This window comes from Catellatospora chokoriensis, assembly GCF_011297315.1.
GTDB classification, from domain to species: Bacteria; Actinomycetota; Actinomycetes; order Mycobacteriales; family Micromonosporaceae; genus Catellatospora; species Catellatospora citrea.
This window is the reverse complement of the sequence record NZ_JAAOTI010000012.1, coordinates 87,450-105,356: the sequence shown is the minus strand read 5'-3', so window position 1 is coordinate 105,356 and position 17,907 is coordinate 87,450. Positions and strand designations below refer to the sequence as shown.

Annotated in this window: 15 protein-coding genes; 4 read left to right on the top strand and 11 right to left on the bottom strand. The window is 72.2% G+C overall.

Annotation, left to right across the window (positions count from 1 at the left end):
- Nucleotides 1-5 precede the first annotated feature (5 nt).
- The 3 genes from HAV39_RS19330 to HAV39_RS19320 all read right to left on the bottom strand — a co-directional run bounded on the left by HAV39_RS19330 (nt 6) and on the right by HAV39_RS19320 (nt 4,870).
- Nucleotides 6-1,766: an urease accessory protein UreH domain-containing protein gene (locus HAV39_RS19330; protein ID WP_191840604.1), complete on the bottom strand. Its 1,761-nt coding sequence runs from the start codon at nt 1,764-1,766 to the stop codon at nt 6-8.
- On the bottom strand, nt 1,763-3,124 hold the full coding sequence (locus HAV39_RS19325; protein ID WP_191840603.1) for a tetratricopeptide repeat protein: 1,362 nt from the start codon (nt 3,122-3,124) through the stop codon (nt 1,763-1,765). Before HAV39_RS19325 ends, HAV39_RS19330 begins: the two co-directional genes overlap by 4 nt.
- Before the next feature lie 78 nt (nt 3,125-3,202).
- Nucleotides 3,203-4,870 carry a DUF4331 domain-containing protein gene (locus HAV39_RS19320; RefSeq protein WP_191840602.1) on the bottom strand — a complete coding sequence of 556 codons (1,668 nt, stop codon included), beginning with the start codon at nt 4,868-4,870 and terminating at the stop codon, nt 3,203-3,205.
- Between the two features lie 257 nt (nt 4,871-5,127).
- On the opposite strand from HAV39_RS19320, the gene HAV39_RS19315 reads away from it, so the two are divergent.
- From HAV39_RS19315 to HAV39_RS19305, 3 genes are read left to right on the top strand one after another with little or no spacing between them, the layout of a single operon-like run.
- Nucleotides 5,128-6,480, top strand: coding sequence for an efflux RND transporter periplasmic adaptor subunit (locus HAV39_RS19315; protein ID WP_191840601.1), 1,353 nt, complete (start codon nt 5,128-5,130; stop codon nt 6,478-6,480).
- Nucleotides 6,477-7,295, top strand: a complete 819-nt coding sequence (locus HAV39_RS19310; RefSeq protein ID WP_191840600.1) for an ABC transporter ATP-binding protein — start codon at nt 6,477-6,479, stop codon at nt 7,293-7,295. The genes HAV39_RS19315 and HAV39_RS19310 overlap by 4 nt, the downstream gene beginning before the upstream one ends.
- Complete coding sequence (locus HAV39_RS19305) at nt 7,292-8,473, top strand: ABC transporter permease (protein ID WP_191840599.1); 1,182 nt, start codon at nt 7,292-7,294, stop codon at nt 8,471-8,473. Before HAV39_RS19310 ends, HAV39_RS19305 begins: the two co-directional genes overlap by 4 nt.
- A 134-nt stretch (nt 8,474-8,607) precedes the next feature.
- Here HAV39_RS19305 and HAV39_RS19300 read toward each other — a convergent pair whose 3' ends face one another.
- The 5 genes from HAV39_RS19300 to HAV39_RS19280 all read right to left on the bottom strand — a co-directional run bounded on the left by HAV39_RS19300 (nt 8,608) and on the right by HAV39_RS19280 (nt 12,186).
- Nucleotides 8,608-9,000 (bottom strand): PPOX class F420-dependent oxidoreductase, encoded by a 393-nt coding sequence (locus HAV39_RS19300; protein ID WP_191840598.1) that lies wholly within the window; start codon nt 8,998-9,000, stop codon nt 8,608-8,610.
- Nucleotides 9,001-9,038: 38 nt separating this feature from the next.
- The gene (locus HAV39_RS19295; RefSeq protein ID WP_120316667.1) at nt 9,039-9,317 is read right to left on the bottom strand and encodes a DUF6510 family protein; all 279 of its coding nucleotides are present in this window, start codon (nt 9,315-9,317) and stop codon (nt 9,039-9,041) included.
- A 29-nt stretch (nt 9,318-9,346) separates the two neighbouring features.
- Nucleotides 9,347-10,111 (bottom strand): ferredoxin reductase, encoded by a 765-nt coding sequence (locus HAV39_RS19290; protein WP_191840597.1) that lies wholly within the window; start codon nt 10,109-10,111, stop codon nt 9,347-9,349.
- A complete protein-coding gene (locus tag HAV39_RS19285; RefSeq protein WP_203736213.1) occupies nt 10,081-10,677 on the bottom strand; it encodes a molybdopterin-dependent oxidoreductase in 597 nt (198 codons plus the stop codon). Before HAV39_RS19285 ends, HAV39_RS19290 begins: the two co-directional genes overlap by 31 nt.
- 225 nt (nt 10,678-10,902) lie before the next feature.
- Entirely contained in the window at nt 10,903-12,186 is a 1,284-nt protein-coding gene (locus HAV39_RS19280) for a citrate synthase (RefSeq protein ID WP_191840595.1), read from the bottom strand.
- A gap of 209 nt (nt 12,187-12,395) precedes the next feature.
- Here HAV39_RS19280 and HAV39_RS19275 point away from each other — a divergent pair, with 209 nt between their 5' ends.
- Nucleotides 12,396-12,911 carry a nucleoside deaminase gene (locus HAV39_RS19275; RefSeq protein WP_222106269.1) on the top strand — a complete coding sequence of 172 codons (516 nt, stop codon included), beginning with the start codon at nt 12,396-12,398 and terminating at the stop codon, nt 12,909-12,911.
- A gap of 33 nt (nt 12,912-12,944) precedes the next feature.
- On the opposite strand, the gene HAV39_RS19270 is transcribed toward HAV39_RS19275, so the two are convergent.
- The 3 genes from HAV39_RS19270 to HAV39_RS19260 all read right to left on the bottom strand — a co-directional run bounded on the left by HAV39_RS19270 (nt 12,945) and on the right by HAV39_RS19260 (nt 17,812).
- A complete protein-coding gene (locus HAV39_RS19270) occupies nt 12,945-13,946 on the bottom strand; it encodes an NAD-dependent epimerase/dehydratase family protein (RefSeq protein ID WP_191840594.1) in 1,002 nt (333 codons plus the stop codon).
- Nucleotides 13,947-14,133: 187 nt separating this feature from the next.
- On the bottom strand, nt 14,134-16,392 hold the full coding sequence (gene recD2 / locus HAV39_RS19265) for an SF1B family DNA helicase RecD2 (RefSeq protein WP_191840727.1): 2,259 nt from the start codon (nt 16,390-16,392) through the stop codon (nt 14,134-14,136).
- A 40-nt stretch (nt 16,393-16,432) separates the two neighbouring features.
- Nucleotides 16,433-17,812, bottom strand: coding sequence for an FAD-binding oxidoreductase (locus HAV39_RS19260; RefSeq protein WP_191840593.1), 1,380 nt, complete (start codon nt 17,810-17,812; stop codon nt 16,433-16,435).
- Nucleotides 17,813-17,907 lie beyond the last annotated feature (95 nt).

The following is a 17,907-nucleotide window of genomic DNA, read 5'->3' as shown; positions in this document are numbered from 1 at the left end:
CGCGATCACACCACCAGCGTCGCAGCCCGTGCGGCGAGGCCGAGGCCGACGAGCAGCACCATCGCGCTCGCGGCATACGGCCCGGCCAGGCGCAGCCGACGGAACCGGTCGAACCGTCCCGCCCAGCGGTCACGGACCTTGAGCAGGAGCAGCCCCGCCACGGTGAGCGTGCCCGCCATGCCCAGCCCGTAGGCGAGCACCAGCAGGATGCCGAATCCGGTCCGACCCAGCGCGATCGCACCCAGCAGCACGACCAGCGCGGACGGGCTCGGCACCAGGCCCGCCGCCACCCCGATCGCCCCCAGCCCGAACCACCCGCGCCCCGTGTCCTTCCCGGCGTGGCCGCCATCGTGGGAGTGCGCCCGGCCGAACAGTCCATGACGATGCGCATGCCCGTGCGAGCCGACGCCGACCGAGCCATGTGCCAGCCCACTGGGGAGCCGCGAGCCGCGGTGATCCGCGCCCTGGCCGTGCGCGTCGTGGGCGCGCGAACCGTGGCCGTGCGCGTCGTGGGCGCGCGAACCGTGACCGTGCGCGTCGTGGGCGCGCGAACCGTGACCATGCGAACCGTGGGCGTGCGCGTCGTGGGCGTGCGAACCGTCGGCGTGCGCGTCGAGGCTGTGCGAACCGTGGGCGTGGTCGGACGTGTCGTGGGAGTGGCCGCGTGCGGGTCTGCGGCGCAGGCTGGTCAACAGCATGGCGAGGCCCACAGTGATCACGATGGTGCCACTGGCCAGACCAAGCCAGCCCAGGACGGTCTGGCCGGTCAGGCCGGAGACCGCGGTGAGCAGAAGACCCAGGGCGATGACGCCGCCGGTGTGCGTCGCGGTGACGGTCGCGCCGACGGTCACCGCGTCGCGGGGACGGCCCGCGCGGCCGGCCAGGTATACCGCCATCACCGTCTTGCCGTGTCCCGGGAGCAGCGCGTGGCCCGCGCCGAGCACCAGGGCGAGCAGGACGGCGAGCAGTCCGACCAGTGGGGTGAGCCGGTCGGCGCCGACGCTGTCGAGGACCTGCTGCTGCGCCCAGGCGGCCCAGCGCAGCGGTGCGGGGTCGTCCGGTCGCGCAGGTGCGCCCAGGTCAGGTGTTGTGCCGGGCGCGATGGCGGCTGTCGGCTCGCCCGCTGATGCGGCGGCGGTGGCCGGACGGGCGGACAGGCGGGCGTCGCGCACATCGAGCGGGGATCCGAGCAGATCGACGGGGTAGTCGCGCAGTTCGTTCGTGGCGCTGCGGGCGGGCACGGGTGAGCCGGGCAGGTCGACGCCCACGCCGGCCGCGGTGATCTCACGCCAGCCGACGTGGTCGGCGAGGTGACCGTTGTGGACGGTGAGCGTCGCGGCGCGGTCCAGCTGGGCCGGGGCGCTCAGGGTGCAGGTGATCCGGCTGGTCGGCAGGCCCGCCGAGCCTGGTTCGAGGGTCATCGCGGTCGTGTCGACGGCCCAGCCCAGGGGGCGATCGTCGATGCGTACCGCCAGGTCCCGGGCGAAGGCGCCGCACGCGGCCGCAGCGTGGGCACGCAGCTCGGACGCGTCGGCGACGCCGTCTCCGGAGGTGTCGACGACGCCCCGCTGCTGCAGCGTGGGCAGTTCGGCGACGTCGAGGATCGTGGTGGCGTCGACGCGGTCGGGCCGCACGGTCAGCGCGACCGACTGGTTGATGGAGAGGTTGCCGAGCGGGTGCGCCGAGGCGGGGGCGGGCAGCAGCGCGAGCGCGGCGCCCACCAGCGCCGCCACCGGCAGCGTCCTTCTGATCAGCTTGCGGTTCATCGGGCACCTGCCGAGGCCAGGGCGCGCGCCGCGGCGGGCGCGTCGACCGGGGAGAAGTGGGGGTTGAGGTCCAGTGACCGCGCGAGATCGCGCCGGGCCGCGGCCCAGTCGCCGAGGGCCAGTTCGATCATTCCCAGGTGGTACGCGTACAGCGCGCTGCGCGCGCCGAGCGCCGCCGCACCCTTCGCCAGGGGCAGCGCCTCGGCGGAACGCCCGGCCTGGTGCAGGGCCCAGGCGAGGGTGTCCGCGACGTCGGTGTGCTTGCGCCGCCGCCACTCGGCCGTGGCCAGCCGCACCGCGGTGGCGTGGTCGCCGCGGGCCAGGGCCAGTTCGGCGGCGGCGAGATCGTCCCCGCCTCCCCCGGTCGCCAGCAGGTCGAGCGCGGCCTGTGCCAGCGTCAGTTGCGCCTCGGCTTCGGCGGCGCGGCCGAGCGAGCGCAGCAGCAGCGCGTGCTCGACCAGCAACGACGGTGTGGGCAAGGCGGCGGTCAGTGCGGCGTACCCGGCCAGCGCCTCGGCGGTGCGGCCGCTCGCCGCGTCGACGCGGGCGAGCCCGTGGCGCAGCGGCAGGTAGCCGGCGTCCGCGGCCAGCCCGGCCTGGTAGGCGGCGCGGGCCGCGACGAGGTCGCCGCCGTGCCAGGCCAGGTCACCGAGCTGGTGGTGGACGAAGGCGAGGTCGGCGGGTGCGATCGCGGTGGTGAGCGCCTGGGTCCACAGCGTGCGGGCCTCGTCGACCCGGCCGTGCTGTTCGAGGTCGTACGCGGCCCGGGACAGCGCGGGCAGGCCCGGCCGCAGGTCGAGCATGCGCTGCGCCGCCTCGGTCGCCTCGGCGGGGCGGCCGAGCTGGGTCAGCGCGTCGGTCAGCACGCCGTACGCGTCGGCGCTGAACGGGTTGACCGCGATCGCCTGCCGGGCCAGCCGCTCGGCCTGCGCGAAGTCGTGCCGTGCGTTGGCCAGCGCGCCCAGCCCGGTCAGCGCACCGTGGTTGCCCGAGCCGGTGCCGGCGCCGGTCGCGGTGCCGTCGGCGGCCGGGCCCGCCGGGTGCAGGCGCAGCGACTCGCGCAGCGCGCCGTCGGCCCGGGTGTAGTAGCCGGGGTCACCGGTGATCCGGGCCCGCTCGACGTACGCGCCGCCGAGCGCCGCCCAGGTGGTCCAGTCGCCGGGCACGTCCCGCAGCCGCGCCTGGGCCTGCTCGATCGACCTGACCAGCGGATCGCCCTGCGCGTACGCGGGTTCGGCCTGCCACGCCCCGGGTGCGGCGCCGAAAGCGCCCCCGAGGCCGAACAGCGCCACGGCGGTGACGCCCACCGCGATGCCGCGCCGCCACATGCCGCGCCGCCATATGCTCCGTCGCCACATGGTTCTCCCCTTTCACGAGTCGGCGAGGGGAAGGGCACCTTCTCCATCGCAGAGCGATGGGAAGGTGCCCTTCCTCTCTCAGTGGGTGTGCGCGGGTTCGTCGGGGCTGTGGGTGTGGTCGCCGGTGCGGTTGCGGCGGCGCATCCACCAGCCGGCGAAGAACAGCAGGCCCAGGCCGCCGGCGACGGACGAGCCGACCACCGTCATGGTCTCGCCGGTGGACATGCCCTCCTCGGTGGCGGAGGACGCTGCCGCCGGGGACGGGTCGGCCGAGGCCGGGGCTGCCGGACCAGCGCCTGCCGCGCCGGCCGCGTTGACCGCGGTCGCGTTGGGCAGGGCGACGTACGGGAAGGTGTCGCCGAAGGCGTTCTCGTTGGCGTCGACCGCGTCCCCGGCGGCCAGCGCGTCCACGATCTTGCCGGTCTGCGCCGCGCCGACCAGGGCCTGCAGTTCGATGTCGACGACGTCGTCGGCCAGCCGCCGCCCGTTCGGGAAGCCCTGCAGGTCGCCGCCGACGACGCCGAGCCGGTTCGGGTCGGCGGTGACCGGCACGGACAGGTTCAGCCGCAGCATCTCCGACGGGCGGAACTTCGCCGGGTTCACGTCGGCGTTGTTGAGCTGCGAGTTGAGGTCCGCCTTGATCGGGCCGTCGGCCTTGGTGGTGATCCCGGTCAGGAAGATCTCGACCAGGTCGTTGCGCGGGGTGGCCGGCGCGGGGATGTTGTATATCGCCTCGATCAGCTTGGGCACCTCGGGTTCGGTGACCCGCTTGACCAGCTGCGGGATGTTCGCGTCGCCGTCGGGCCGGGAGGCGTTGAAGGCGTCCTTGAGCCCGGCGGGCACGACGACCTCGTTGACCAGCGGGTTGCCCAGCCGCGAGACCTGCACCCGGTCACCGCCGCGCGGGTCGCCGGTGCGTCCGGTGATGCGCACCCGGGGCCGCTCGGTGGTGGTCCACACGCCGATCACGGGGTTGCGCGCGCCGTCCCCGCGCAGGGCGACGTCCTTGAACGGCACCTCCAGCGCGATGGTGTTGACGTTGTACCCGGCGAGCGTGTCCTGCCCGGTTTCGCTGAGGTCGCCGCCGTAGAGCAGGTCGAACACCCGCAGGTCCAGGAAGAACGGGTCGTCGGCCTGCCCGGCGAAGATGCGCCAGCCGCCGGGCAGCTTGACGGTGGCCTGCTCGCGCAGCGCGTTGTAGTCCGGCATGGACGCCGGACCCACCCGCGAGGGTGCGACCGCCACGTTGGTGGCGCGGGTGCGGAAGGCCTCGCCGTTGAACGAGGACTCCAGCGTGTACGTCTGCTTGAACAGCAGGTTCTCGTCGTCGAGCGAGGTCACCGGCCCGTTGTTGAGCAGGAAGGTGGAGTTGCCGCGCTTGTCGACGTTCTTGAACGTCCACCGGAAACGGGCATCGGGCCGGGCGTCCCCGTCGCTGTCCACATTGATCATGTACTGCGCGTCGGTGGCGAACGGGTAGAAGTTGGGGCCGCCGTTGGGCTCCTGGAACGGCACCCAGTTCGCCACGAACGTGACGTAGCCGGGGCGGTCCGGGCTGACGAACGCGTACAGGTCCGTCGCGTCCACGGCGGGGTCTTGCGCGATCAGGGGCGCCTCGCGGTGGCTGGACGCGCCGGCCGCACCGGGCCCTAGCGCGTACAGCCCGCCGGAGACGGCGATGCAGGCCGCCAGGGCGACCGCGACCGGGATGCCGCGGCGGCCCCGGGGGCGCAGGGTGAGTTTCATGATCCGTCCTCCCCAGTTCCTACTGAGTCGAGGGGCGGGACGCGCCTGCCGCGTCCGTCGTGGCTGCTTCGGACCGGCGGGAGGGCATAGATGGGTGCCTGTCCGGTTGCCGTCAACGGGCCATCCGCGAGGCCCTCGGCACCGAAGCACCTCTTCGGCACCGCCGAACGCGAGACCCGACCTGACCGTTTGCGAATGACTGCAGACACGTACCCATGGGTGCAAGATGGGGAATTTAGGACAATAGGATGACCGCCGTGACACGTACCTTCACCACGCGCCATGCGGTCATCGGGCTCACCGCGGTCGCGATGCCGCTGACCCTCACCGCGGCGGCGGTGAAGGACCCGATCGATCCGGCGATCCAGATCGACGACGTCCGGCGGGTCAGCGTGTCCGAGGTCATCGACGTGCCGGCGCAGGTCAACGCCCGCAACGCGGCCACCCTGCGGGCCGCCGCGCGGGGCGTGCTGGTCGATCTCGTGGTGGAACCCGGGCAGCTGGTAGAGGCAGGCGACGTCCTGGGCGTGATCGACTCCCCGATCGCGCAGCAGCGCCTGGCCCGCGCCCAGGCCGCCGCGGACACCGTGAAGGTGATCCACAAGATCACCCCAGCCAGCCTGGACGACCTGATCTGCGACATCCAGGAGCAGGGCAACAACCAGTACGACGCCGCGAAGGACCGCGCCCGGCTGATCCCTGTCCCCAAGCTGCGGGACAAGGTGCTCGACCAGATCGACGAAGAGCAGGACCAGTTCAACGACACCATCGACGACCTGAACGACTTCACCGACGACGTCGACAAGAACCTCAGCAAGATCTACAAGATCCTGGTCGGGCTCAACGGCGTGCTCCGCCTGCTCACCCAGTCGGCCCTGGATGCGGCGCAGAACACCGTGGACGCGCTCACCCTGCGCGCCCCCATCGCGGGAACGGTGCAGCTCGGCGGCCCCGAGAGCAACGCCGTCATCAGTGAACTGCTCGCGGACCGCCTGCCGCAGGGTCCGCTGGCCTCGCTGCTGCCCGGGCTCACCGGCATCGACATCGGGACCGGCGGCGCCGGCGACGCGGGCGTGGACGCCACACCCCAGGAGGGCGACCCGGTCACCGCCGGCAAGGCGATCGTGACCATCGTGGACGCCAGCGTGCTGACCGTCGTCGGCCAGCTCGACGAGACCGACGTGCTGCAGGTCAGACAGGGCGACGAGGCCTCGGTGTCGCTGGAGGCGACACCCGGCACCACGTACACCGCGACGGTCCTCTCGATCGACACGCTGCCCACCCCGGCCGCCCGGGGCGGCGTCTCCTACCGCACCACGTTCAGCCTGGAGGGCCCGCTCGACCCGGCGCCGCTGCCCGGCATGACCGGCACCGCGCACCTGCCCCTCGGCGGCACGACCGCCTCGCTGTCGGTGCCGCTCAAGGCGGTCCTCCAGGAGGCGGGACAGCACTTCGTCTGGCTGGTCCGCGCCGGCAGGGCCGTCAAGCAGCTGGTCAAGGCGGGCAAGGCCGGGCCGGACCGGCAGGAGATCCTGGAGGGCCTGGAGGACGGCGACCGCCTCGTCGTCAGCGGCCTGGAGAAGATCATCGACGGGATGACCGTCGAGTGAGGCCCGCCATCGAGGTACGCCAGGCAGCCCGGGCGTACCGGGTCGGCGAGACGGAGGTCGTGGCGCTGCGCGGGGTGAGCCTGACCCTGCACCGCGGCGAGCACCTGGCGGTGGTCGGGCCGTCGGGCTCGGGCAAGTCCACCCTGCTCCAGCTGCTCGGCGGGCTGGACCGGCCGACCGCGGGCAGCGTGCTCCTCGACGGGCGGGACACGGCCACCCTGTCGCAGGCCGAGCTGGCCCGCATCCGCAACCGTGTCATCGGCTTCGTGTTCCAGGGCTTCCACCTGCAGCCGCGCGCCAGCGCCCTGGACAACGTGGCGCTGCCGCTGGTCTACGGCGGTGTCCGCCGTGCCGAGCGCCGCCGTCGCGCGGCCGACATGCTAGACCGCGTCGGCCTGGGCCACCGCGCCCGGCACCTGCCCGGCCAGCTGTCCGGCGGCGAGCAACAGCGGGTGGCCGTGGCCCGCGCGCTGGTCACCGAACCGGCGGTGCTGCTGGCCGACGAGCCGACCGGCAACCTCGACTCCGCCACCGGCGAGCGCCTGCTTGACCTCCTGGCGGACCTCAACGCCGAGCATCGGGTGGCCCTGGCGATCGTGACCCACGACCACGAGGTCGCGGCACGCGCGCGCCGGCAGATCGTGATGCGTGACGGCCGCATCGTCAGCGACAGCCGCACCGTAAGCGGCAACGGCAACGGCAACGGCAGCGACAGCGGCAACGGCAACGGCAACGTGAGCGGCAGCGGCAGCGGCAGCGGCAACGCGCAGCACGCGACGGCCGGCCCGGACCGCTCGGGGCAGGGACGGGCATGAGGATCGGCGAAGCGGTGCGGGTCGCGGTCGGCGCGCTGGTGGCGGCACGGCTGCGGACCGCGCTCACCATGCTGGGCGTGACGGTCGGGGTCGGCTCGGTGATGGTGCTGATCGCGATGGGCGACGGCACCCGCCAGGAGGTGGCCGGCCGGGTCGACGAGTTGGGCTCGAACCTGCTGCTGGTGGTGCCCGGCAAGATCGAGATCGGCATGCCGGCGGTCTCCCGGATGCAGCTGTCCGACGTGGCGGCGGTGACCCGGATCGTCGGGGACCCCACCCGGGTCGCGGCCTCGGTCGCCTCCGGCGAGATGGTGCAGGCGGGCACCGCCAAGACGTTCACCACGGTGGCCGGCGTGCTGGAGAACAACCGCTCGGTGCTGGTACGCGAGCTGGCCCGCGGCACGTACCTCAGCCGGACCGATGTGGACAGCGCGCGGCGGGTGGCGGTGCTCGGGGCGAGCGTGGCCCGAGCGCTCTACGGCGGGACCGACCCGGTGGGCCGCCAGATCACCGTCGCGGGGGTGCGGTTCCGGGTCGCCGGGGTGTTCGCGCCGCTCGGGCAGAGCCTGGGCGTCGATCGCGACGACGAGGTGCACATCCCGCTCACCACGGCGCAGCGACTGTTCGCCACGACCCGGGTGGACGGCCTCGCGGTGCGCGCCACCGACCCGGCGGGCATGTCCGCGCTCGGCGACCGGATCGTGGCCGAGCTGGGCAGACGCCACCCCGACAGCACCTTCAGCGTGGTCACCCAGGATCAGATCCTCAGCGTGCTCGGCGACATCCTGGACGTGCTTACCGGTGTGCTCGGCGCGACGGCGGGCATCTCGCTGCTGGTCAGCGGGGTCGGGGTCGCCAACATCATGCTGGTGTCGGTGCGCGAGCGCACCCGCGAGATCGGTCTGCGCAAGGCCGTGGGCGCCCGCCCGGCCGACATCGGCGCCCAGTTCCTGGCCGAGGCGGTGCTGCTGACCAGCATCGGCGGCGTGCTCGGCATCGCCCTGGGCACGGCCGCCACCCTCGCCGTCGAGCGTTACACGCCCCTACCCACGCTGCTCACCGCCTGGTCCGTCGCCCTCTCCTTCGGCGTCGCCGCCGCCGTCGGCCTGACCTTCGGCACGCTGCCCGCTCTGCACGCCGCCCGCCTGGACCCCGTCCCCGCCCTGCGCGCCGAGTGACTCGCGCACCACGTCAAGGCGCACCAAGCGGAAGGAAGGGCACCTTCCACCACACACGGCGGTGTGCCGAGCTGCTGCTCGTCTCGCTGACGCGAACCGACGACGCCCTTCCTCTCATGCAGGCGGGAGGGTGGTCAGGCCTGGGCGAGCTTCACGGTCGGGGTGACCTTCACGATCACGCGCACCTCGTCGGCCTTGCGCCACGGGTAGGTGTCCTTGCCGAGGTACTTGTACGCGAGCTTGTCGATGTGCGCGTCCGCGCCCTCCTCGACGAACTCGACGGTCCCCTTGACCCACAGCGTGCGGTAGTCGTTGGCCTTGTCCACGATGGAGATGCCGACTCGCGGGTCGCGGACCATGCTGTTGTACTTCACCCGGCCCTTGGCGGTGTTGAAGAGGATGTGCTCGCCGTCGGTGTCGACCCAGACGGGGGTCACGTGCGGCGAGCCGTCGAAGTCCACCACGCCGACGTGGGCCAGCTGGGGCTCGTTGAGCAGTGCGATGTCGTCAGCGGTCAAAATAGTCATAGCACGCAATCTACCCGTTATCTCCGGGCGAGAAACGGCTACTCCGCGGGCATCGGGATGCGCAGCGACATCGTGCCGCGCAGGTCGAGCCAGGCGCTGCTCGGGCCGCGGACCAGCCGCATCACCACCTCCTGGCAGGAGGGGCAGCGCGCGACCAGGCCGGGCGCGTGGGTGTAAACCTTCATGCCCGCCACCGGCCCCTCGTCGCCGCAGCTGACGCAGCGCCCGGTGGCGCCGGTCATGTCCACCGCGAAGATCTCGCGCAGCGGCCCCGCCATCGCGTTGCCGTCGGTGAAGTCGTCGGAGAAGATCTCCATTACGGTATGCCTCCCGTCAGGTGCCGCCCTCAGGTGCCACTGGGTCCGAAGCGCTCGGTCTTCACCCGGCGGGCGTCGTGGCCCAGGGCGATCAGGATGTCGGCGACCGCCTCGACGAAGCCGGTCGGCCCGCACACGAAGCAGGCCGGCTGGAAGTCCGGCGGCCAGCCGCCGTTGTTCACGTCGGCCACGCCCAGCCGGCGCGGCGGCAGCGGCCAGCCCTCGGGCGTCTTGCGGGTGTACACGTAGCTGACGTCCAGCCCGAAGTCGTCGCGGACCCGCGTGCGCAGCTCGTCGGCGTAGTAGCGGTCCTCCGGCGTGCGCGCCGAGTAGATCAGGCGGAACAGCGCCTTGCTGCCCGCCGCGCGCCGGGCGCGGATCATCGCCATCAGCGGCACGATGCCCGAGCCGCCGCCGATCAGCAGTACCGGCGCCGGGTCCGCGGACCGCCAGACGAACCAGCCGCCCACCGGCCCGCGCAGCTCGATCACGTCACCGACGGACAGCGTCTGGATGAGGTACGGCGACACCTCCCCGTCCTCGACCAGCTGCACGGTCAGCGCCACGCGCGTGCCGTCGGCGGGCGTGGCGATGGAGTAGCTGCGCTCGGTGCTGTACCCGTCCTCGGCGGTCAGCCGCACGTCGACGTGCTGACCCGGCAGGTGGCCCGGCCAGTCGGGCACGTCGAACACCAGGGTGCGCGCGCTGGGCGTCTCGTCCCGGAACTCGACCAGCCTGGCCGCCCGCCAGACCAGCCGCGGGCTCAGTCCCCCTGATACCGCTGCTCGCGCCATGGGTCACCGTAGTCGTGATAGCCGGCGCTCTCCCAGAAGCCCGGGGTGTCCTCGTCGCTCAGCGTGATGCCGCGCACCCACTTCGCCGACTTCCACAGGTAGAGGTGCGGCACCAGCAGCCGGGCCGGTCCACCGTGCTCGGGCGTCAGGTCCTCGCCGTCGAACCGGTACACGATCCAGGCCTGCCCGTTGCGCAGGTCCTCGTACGGCAGGTTCGTGGTGTAGCCGCCGTACGAGTGGACCAGCGCGTAGTCCGCGCCCGTGTCCACGCCCTCGAACAGCACGTCCAGGCTGACGCCCTGCCAGTCCGTGTGCAGCTTCGACCACTTGGTCACGCAGTGCAGGTCGACCGTCGGCCGCTCGCTGGGCAGCGCCATCAGCTGCTGCCAGTCCCACCGGTGCTTCTCCCCGGCCTCCGTGATGATCACGAACTCCCAGGTGTCCGTGGGCACCCGCAACGTCGGTCCCGCCGTCAGCACCGGGAAGTCCTCGGTCAGGTACTGCCCCGGCGGCAACCTGACCTCGCCGCCCTCAGTCCCCCGCCGCCCCCGGAACCCCGGCGACACAATCCCACCCATCCCCCACAACTACCACCCCACCCCCGCCCCACCACACCACTTTCCCGCGTTGATCATGAACTTATGGACGTGTTCGACGGCGTGCCACTCCCCCAACTTCATGATCGCCGAGAGGGTGGGCGGGGCCCACGAGCGCGTGCGGAGGGCGTCGGGGATGCAGAAAGGCGCGCCCGCGAGGCGGGCGCGCCTTTCTGTGGTGAGCTGAGCTGTGGGTCAGCGCTCGGTGACCGGCACGAAGTTGCGCTCGGGGGCGCCGGTGTAGACCTGGCGCGGGCGGCCGATCTTGGTGGCCGGGTCGCTCATCATCTCGCGCCACTGGGCGATCCAGCCGGGCAGGCGGCCCAGCGCGAACAGCACCGTGAACATCTTCGTGGGGAAGCCCATGGCCTTGTAGATCAGGCCGGTGTAGAAGTCCACGTTCGGGTAGAGCTTGCGCGAGACGAAGAAGTCGTCGGCCAGCGCGATCTCCTCGAGCTGCATCGCGAGGTCCAGCAGCGGGTCCGGCTTGGCCATGCGGCCGAGCACGTCCTGCGCCATGTTCTTCACGATCGCCGCGCGGGGGTCGTAGTTCTTGTAGACCCGGTGGCCGAAGCCCATCAGGCGTACGCCGTCCTCGCGGTCCTTGACCTTGCGGACGAAGGCCTGCACGTCGCCGCCCTCGGCGCGGATGCGCTCGAGCATCGACAGCACGGCCTCGTTGGCACCGCCGTGCAGCGGGCCGGACAGCGCGTTCACGCCGGACGACACCGAGGCGAACAGGCTGGCCTGGGCCGAGCCGACCAGGCGCACGGTCGACGTGGAGCAGTTCTGCTCGTGGTCGGCGTGCAGGATCAGCAGCAGGTCCAGCGCCTTGGCGAACACCGGGTCGATCTCGTAGCCGGTGGCCGGCACGCCGAACGTCATGCGCAGGAAGTTCTCGACGTACCCGAGGGAGTTGTCCGGGTACAGCATCGGCTGGCCGATGGACTTCTTGTACGCGTACGACGCGATGGTCGGCAGCTTGGCGAGCATGCGCACGGTCGAGATCTCGACCTGCTCGTTGTCGAACGGGTCCTGGCTGTCCTGGTAGAAGGTGCCCAGGGCGCTCACCGCGGCGGACAGCACGGCCATCGGGTGGGCGTCACGCGGGAAGCCCTCGAAGAACCGCTTCATGTCCTCGTGCAGCAGCGTGTGCATGCGCACCCGCTCGGTGAACTCCGACAGCTGCGTCGCGCTCGGCAGCTCGCCGTACATCAGGAGGTAGGAGACCTCCAGGAAAGTGGAGTGCTCGGCCAGCTGCTCGATGGGGTAACCGCGGTAACGAAGGATCCCCTCGTCACCGTCGATGTAAGTGATCGCGGAGGTGCAGGCCGCGGTGTTGACGAAGCCCGGGTCGTACGTGACGTACCCGGTCTCCTTCAGCACCTTGCCGATGTCGAGCCCCGACGGGCCCTCGACGGCCGGCTGCACTTCCAGGGAGAGGTGTCCACCCGGGGTTTCCAGGTTCACATCCGCCACGACTTCCCTCGCTTTATCCGGGAGCTTCTTTTACCAAAGTTAAGTTTCAGGGTAAGCACTCGGCGGTGGCATCCGCCCCATCCGGGGCTGAGGGGAGAATCACGGTCCGCGGCTCTTTTAAGCCGACTTACCCTCTTTTCTGTCGAATTAACAGGGGTTGTGTGTCCAGAGCGACTGCCCCACGCGGGCTCGCGCCTTAGGCTGGACCCGTGGCGACGGAGCCCCTGGCGAGCGTGGACATGCCGGGCGAGGAAGCCGAACGTTGGCTGGCCCTCGCGGTGAAGTTCGCTGTCGCCAACGTGGAGTCGGGCGGCGGCGGACCGTTCGCGTCGATCATCGTGCGTAGCGGCGAGGTCATCGGCCGCGGCGTGAACCGGGTCATCCGCGACCTGGACCCGACCGCGCACTCCGAGATCGTGGCCATCCGCGCCGCCTGCCGCCAGGCCCTGCACTTCCGGCTGCCCGGAGCCGTGCTGGTCTCCACGTGTGAGCCCTGCCCCATGTGCCTGACCGCCGCGCTGTGGGCCGAGGTCGGCCGCATCGTGTACGCCGTCGACCGCCACGAGGCCGCCGCCGCCGGATTCCCGCAGGTCGAGCTGTACGACCTGTTCGAGGACCCGCAGCACAAGTGGACCGTGCCCGTCGGCAAGATCTCCATCGCCCAGGCCCAGGACCCCTTCGAGGCCTGGCAACGCACCAAACCCCAGCGCCAGGCCCGCCCCTGAACCCGCGCGGGAACCGGCGGTCAGGACGGGTGGTCAGGACGGGCGGTCAGAGTGCCATGTCGCCAGGAGTCCGGTCTCGTCCTCGCGGGTGATGCCGGCCCAGGGCTTGCGGGCCGGTGCATCGGCGAGCCAGGCCAGGGTGTCGCGGGCGGTGTCGGTCAGCGGGCGAGGCGCGAGGCCCGCGGCGAGCGCCGGGGAGACGTCGCGGGACAGGAATCCGGCGTACTCCGGCAGCGGCAGCCACATCGGCAGCGAGCGCTCCCCCATCCACGGCCCGACCCCCTGCGCCGCGAGGAAGTCCTGGTCGACCCAGGTAAGACGGGGCTCGGCGGCCACCGCTTCGGCGATGTCGGCGAAGAACTCCGCCCGGGTCACCGGCGCGCCGATGCCGTCGTACGCCCCGGCCAGCCGCTGCTCGGCGGCCTGCACCAGCCAGGCGGCCAGGTCGCGCACGTCGATCCACTGCACCGCCTCGCCGGGCGCGCCCGGGACGAGCACTTCGCCGCCCTCGGCGAGCCGGGCCACCCAGTAGTCGAACCGGTTCGTGGTGTCCTCCGGGCCGACGATCAGCCCGGCCCGGCACAGCAGCACGCGGTCCGGGCCCACGGCGTCGAGCAGCGCCCGCTCGCAGGCGACCTTGGCCGGGCCGTAGTTCTCGCCGGTGGCGTCGTCGGTCTCCAGAGGCAGCGGGAGGAGCAGCGGGGCCTCGTCCGCCCGCTGGCCGGGGGTGGCCTGGTCGGCGTAGACGGAGCAGCTGGACACGAAGACCCAGTGCGGGATGCGTGCGCCGAGCGCGGCGACCGCGTGCCGGACGTGGCTGGGCCGCCGAGCCACGTCGATCACCGCGTCGAAGTCGCCGTCGAGCCCGGCCAGGCCGGCGGGATCGTCCCGGTCGGCGGTGACCAGCGTGGCCCCGGCCGGGACCGCGCCGGACGTGCCGCGGGCGACGCAGGTCACGTCGTGGCCCGCGGCCAGCGCATGCGCGGCCACCGCGCGCCCGAGGAACACCGTGCCGCCGAGTACCAGGAGTCGCATGGCCGCAAGCATCGCCGAGCCGCCCGCGAATCGCACACCCGTTCGCCGACGGCGTACCCCGCCGACCCGGCCCCACCGCGACCAAGGTCGTCCGACTTGCCAGGCACCTGTGCGAAAGCGCGGCCAAGATACGCACAGGTGCCCGGCAAGTCGGACGATCAAGCGCGACGCGCGGGCCGCGGGGCGGTCAGGTGGGTGGGGTGAGGCGGTGGTCGAGGGCGGTGTGGCGGCGGCCCGCGCCGAGGGTGCGCACCGCGACCGCGAGCGCCCGGGTGGACCCGGCGAGCACGACCAGCTTCTTGGCCCGGGTGATCGCCGTGTAGAGCAGGTTGCGCTGCAGCATCATCCAGGCGCTGGTGGTCAGCGGCACGACCACGGCGGGATACTCCGAGCCCTGCGAGCGGTGGATGCTGATCGCGTACGCGTGGACCAGCTCGTCGAGCTCGTCGAAGCCGTACTCGACGTCCTCGTCCTCGTCGGTGCGCACGATCAGCTTGTGGTCGTCGGGGGCCATGCCGGTGACCACGCCGACGGTGCCGTTGAAGACCCCCGCCGCGCCCTTGTCGTAGTTGTTGCGGATCTGGGTGACCTTGTCGCCGACCCGGTACACCCGCCCGCCGTAGCGGCGCTCGGGGCGGCCCTCGGCCGCCGGGGTCAGCGCCTGCTGGAGCAGCTGGTTGAGGTTGCCCGCGCTGGCGGGGCCGCGGTGCATCGGGGTGAGCACCTGGATGTCGCGGCGCGCGTCGAGGCCGAACTTCCTCGGAATGCGCTGCGCCACCAGGTCGACCACCAGCGGCGCGGTGGCCTCGCTGTCGTCGCACTCGAAGAAGAAGAAATCAGGGAAGCCTTTGAGCTGCGGAAACTCGCCCGCGTTGACCCGGTGCGCGTTGACCACGACGCCGGACTGCTGCGCCTGCCGGAAGATCTGGGTCAGCCGTACGCGGGGCACGACGTCGGCGTTGAGCAGGTCTCGCAGCACCTCGCCCGCGCCGACCGAGGGCAGCTGGTCGACGTCGCCGACGAGCAGCAGGTGCGCCCCGGGTGCGACGGCTTTGACCAGCTTGTTGGCCAGGATCAGGTCGAGCATCGAGGCCTCGTCGACGACGACCAGGTCGGCGTCGAGCGGGTTGTCCCGGTCGTAGCTCGGGTCGCCGCCCGGCTGGAGCTTGAGCAGCCGGTGCACGGTGGTCGCCTCGTGGCCGGTCAGCTCGGCGAGGCGCTTGGCGGCCCGGCCGGTCGGCGCGGCCAGCACGATCTTCGCGCGCTTGGCGCGAGCGAGCTCGACGATCGAGCGTACGGTGAAGCTCTTGCCGCAGCCCGGACCGCCGGTCAGCACCGCGACCTTCTCGGTCAGCGCGAGCCGCACCGCCTGCTCCTGCTCGGGGGCCAGCTCGTGGCCGGTGCGCGCCTTCAGCCAGACCAGCGCCTTGGCCCAGTCGACGCCGTCGAACGCGGACAGCCGGTCCCGCCCCGTGTTGAGCAGGCTCAGCAGGCTTCCGGCGAGGCCGCGCTCGGCGCGGTGGAACGGCACCAGGTAGATGGCGGGCACCAAACCGTCCGCGCCCGGCACGTCCTCGCGGACGACGCCCTCCTCCTCGATCAGCTCGCGCAGGCAGTTCGTGATGAGGTCGGCGGGCACGCTCAGGTCCGCGCCGTCCTTGTCGGTCACCGCGAGGATCTTCGCGGCGGCGGTGGTGAGGTTCGGGGCGGGCAGGAAGCAGTGGCCGCTGTCGGCGGCCTCGCTGAGCGTGTGCTGCAGCCCGGCCTTGACGCGCTGCGGGCTGTCGTACGCGATGCCGACCGCGCGGGCGATGGTGTCCGCGGTGCGGAACCCGATCCCCCACACGTCGGCGGCCAGCCGGTACGGCTCCTCGCGCACGACGGTGATGGAGCCGTCGCCGTACTGCTTGTAGATGCGCACGGCCAGCGAGGTGGTCACCCCCACACCCTGCAGGAAGATCATGACTTCCTTGATCGCCTGCTGCTCCAGCCACGCCGCGGCGATCAGCTTGGTGCGCTTCGGGCCGAGTTTCGGCACCTCGATCAGCCGCTGCGGCTCTTCCTCGATCACCCGCAGCGTGTCCACGCCGAAGTGCGCCACGATGCGTTCGGCGAGCTTCGGGCCGATGCCCTTGACCAGGCCGGAGCCGAGGTAGCGCTCGATGCCGACGATCGTCGCGGGCAGCACCGTGGTGTAGTTCCACACCTCGAACTGGCGGCCGTAGCGCGGGTGCGAACCCCAGCGCCCGGTCAGCCGCAGGCTCTCCCCCGGCTGCGCGCCGAGCAGCGCGCCGACCACGGTGAGCAGGTCGCTGCCCGACTTCTCGGTCGCCACCCGCGCGATCGTGTAGCCGGTCTCCTCATTGGCGTAGGTGATGCGTTCGAGCACCGCCTCCAGCACGACACCCGGCGGGCGGTCCGGCGCGGCGGCCGGGGGCGAGGACAACGCGGTCACCCCGACATGGTGCCGCAACGGTGTGTCGAATTCAGCGCTCGGGGCGGATGTTCGGGTTCAGGTGGAAGGTGTTGTCGGGGTCGTAGGCGGCTTTGATCCTGGCCAGGCGGCGGTAGTTGTCGAGGCCGTAGCCGGCGACCACGCGTTCCTGGCCCTCCTGGCCGATGAAGTTGCTGTAGACCGCGCCGGTGGACCACATCTTGACGTCGGCGCGCAGATCACGGGCCCAGCGCACGGCACGCTCGTCGTCCTGCGGCGCGGACCACAGGCCGAGCGGGTGCACGACCCAGGGGGCGCGCCGCCACGGCACCGGGTAGCCGGTCGGGCCCGCGGCGACCGCCCCGCCGTACGGGAACAGCACGTGCTGGGACGGGGACGGGACGACCATGTCGTGGGCCCGCGCGCAGAACAGGTCGATGGCCTTGTCGGGCAGCGCGTCCAGGTGCTCGGCGGACCAGTAGTTGCGGTAGCCGGGCGGGTCGTCGAACATGCACTGCAGCTCGGCGTAGGGCACCTCGGCGATCAGCTCGCCCTCGTGGCCCAGCTTCAGCAGCGGGCCGATCACCTTGCGCGCCTGCGCCAGGTCACCGGCGTACGTGACGAGCATGGCGCAGGTCAGCTTGCCGACCAGGGGCGCGGGCGTGAACGGCTCGGCGGGCCCGGTCAGGTAGATCACGCCCCCGCCGACCTCCTCCGGAGCGTTCTCCATGAAGTCGCGGTAGGCCCGGGTCACCTCGGGCCCCGCCTCCGGCCGCCACAGCAGCAGCGCCACCGAGGTCGTCGGCAACGGGTGCAGGCGCAGCGTCAGCGACGTGACGACGCCGAAGTTGCCGCCGCCGCCGTGCAGCGCCCAGAACAGGTCCGGATGGGTCTCCTCGCTGGCCACCACCGTGTTGCCGTCGGCGGTTATCAGTTCGGCGGCGAGCAGGTTGTCGCAGGCCAGGCCGAACTTGCGCTCCAGCCAGCCGGAGCCGCCGCCGAGCGTGAAGCCGCCGACGCCGGTCGTGGACACCCGGCCGCCGGTGGTGGCCAGGTCGAAGGGCTGGGTGGCGCGGTCCAGGTCGCTCATCGTCGCGCCGCCGCCGATGCGTACCGTCCGCCGCTGCGGGTCGACCATCGCCTGGTTCATCCGGCGCAGGTCGATGACGAGTCCGCCGTCGGTCGAGGCGCTGCCCGCCACGCCGTGCCCGCCGCCGCGCACCGCGATCTCCAGGCCCTGCTCGCGCGCGAACTCGATGGCCCGGGACACGTCGGCGCCGGTGGCGCACTGGGCGATCACCCTCGGCCGCTTCGTGATCATCGCGTTGAACAGGGTCCGCGCGTCGGCGTACGCCGCGTCCGACGGCCCGAGCACCGAACCGGTGAAGCCGGCCCGCAGGTCGGCCACCGCCGTCTCGCCGAGGACTGTCATGAGAACTCCCCCCGCAGGCGCACGGCTGGGCCAGTGCGGACTGGCCCGCCGGGATCCGCAGTTCAGCCTAGTCAGGCCGGGGACAGGCCATCACG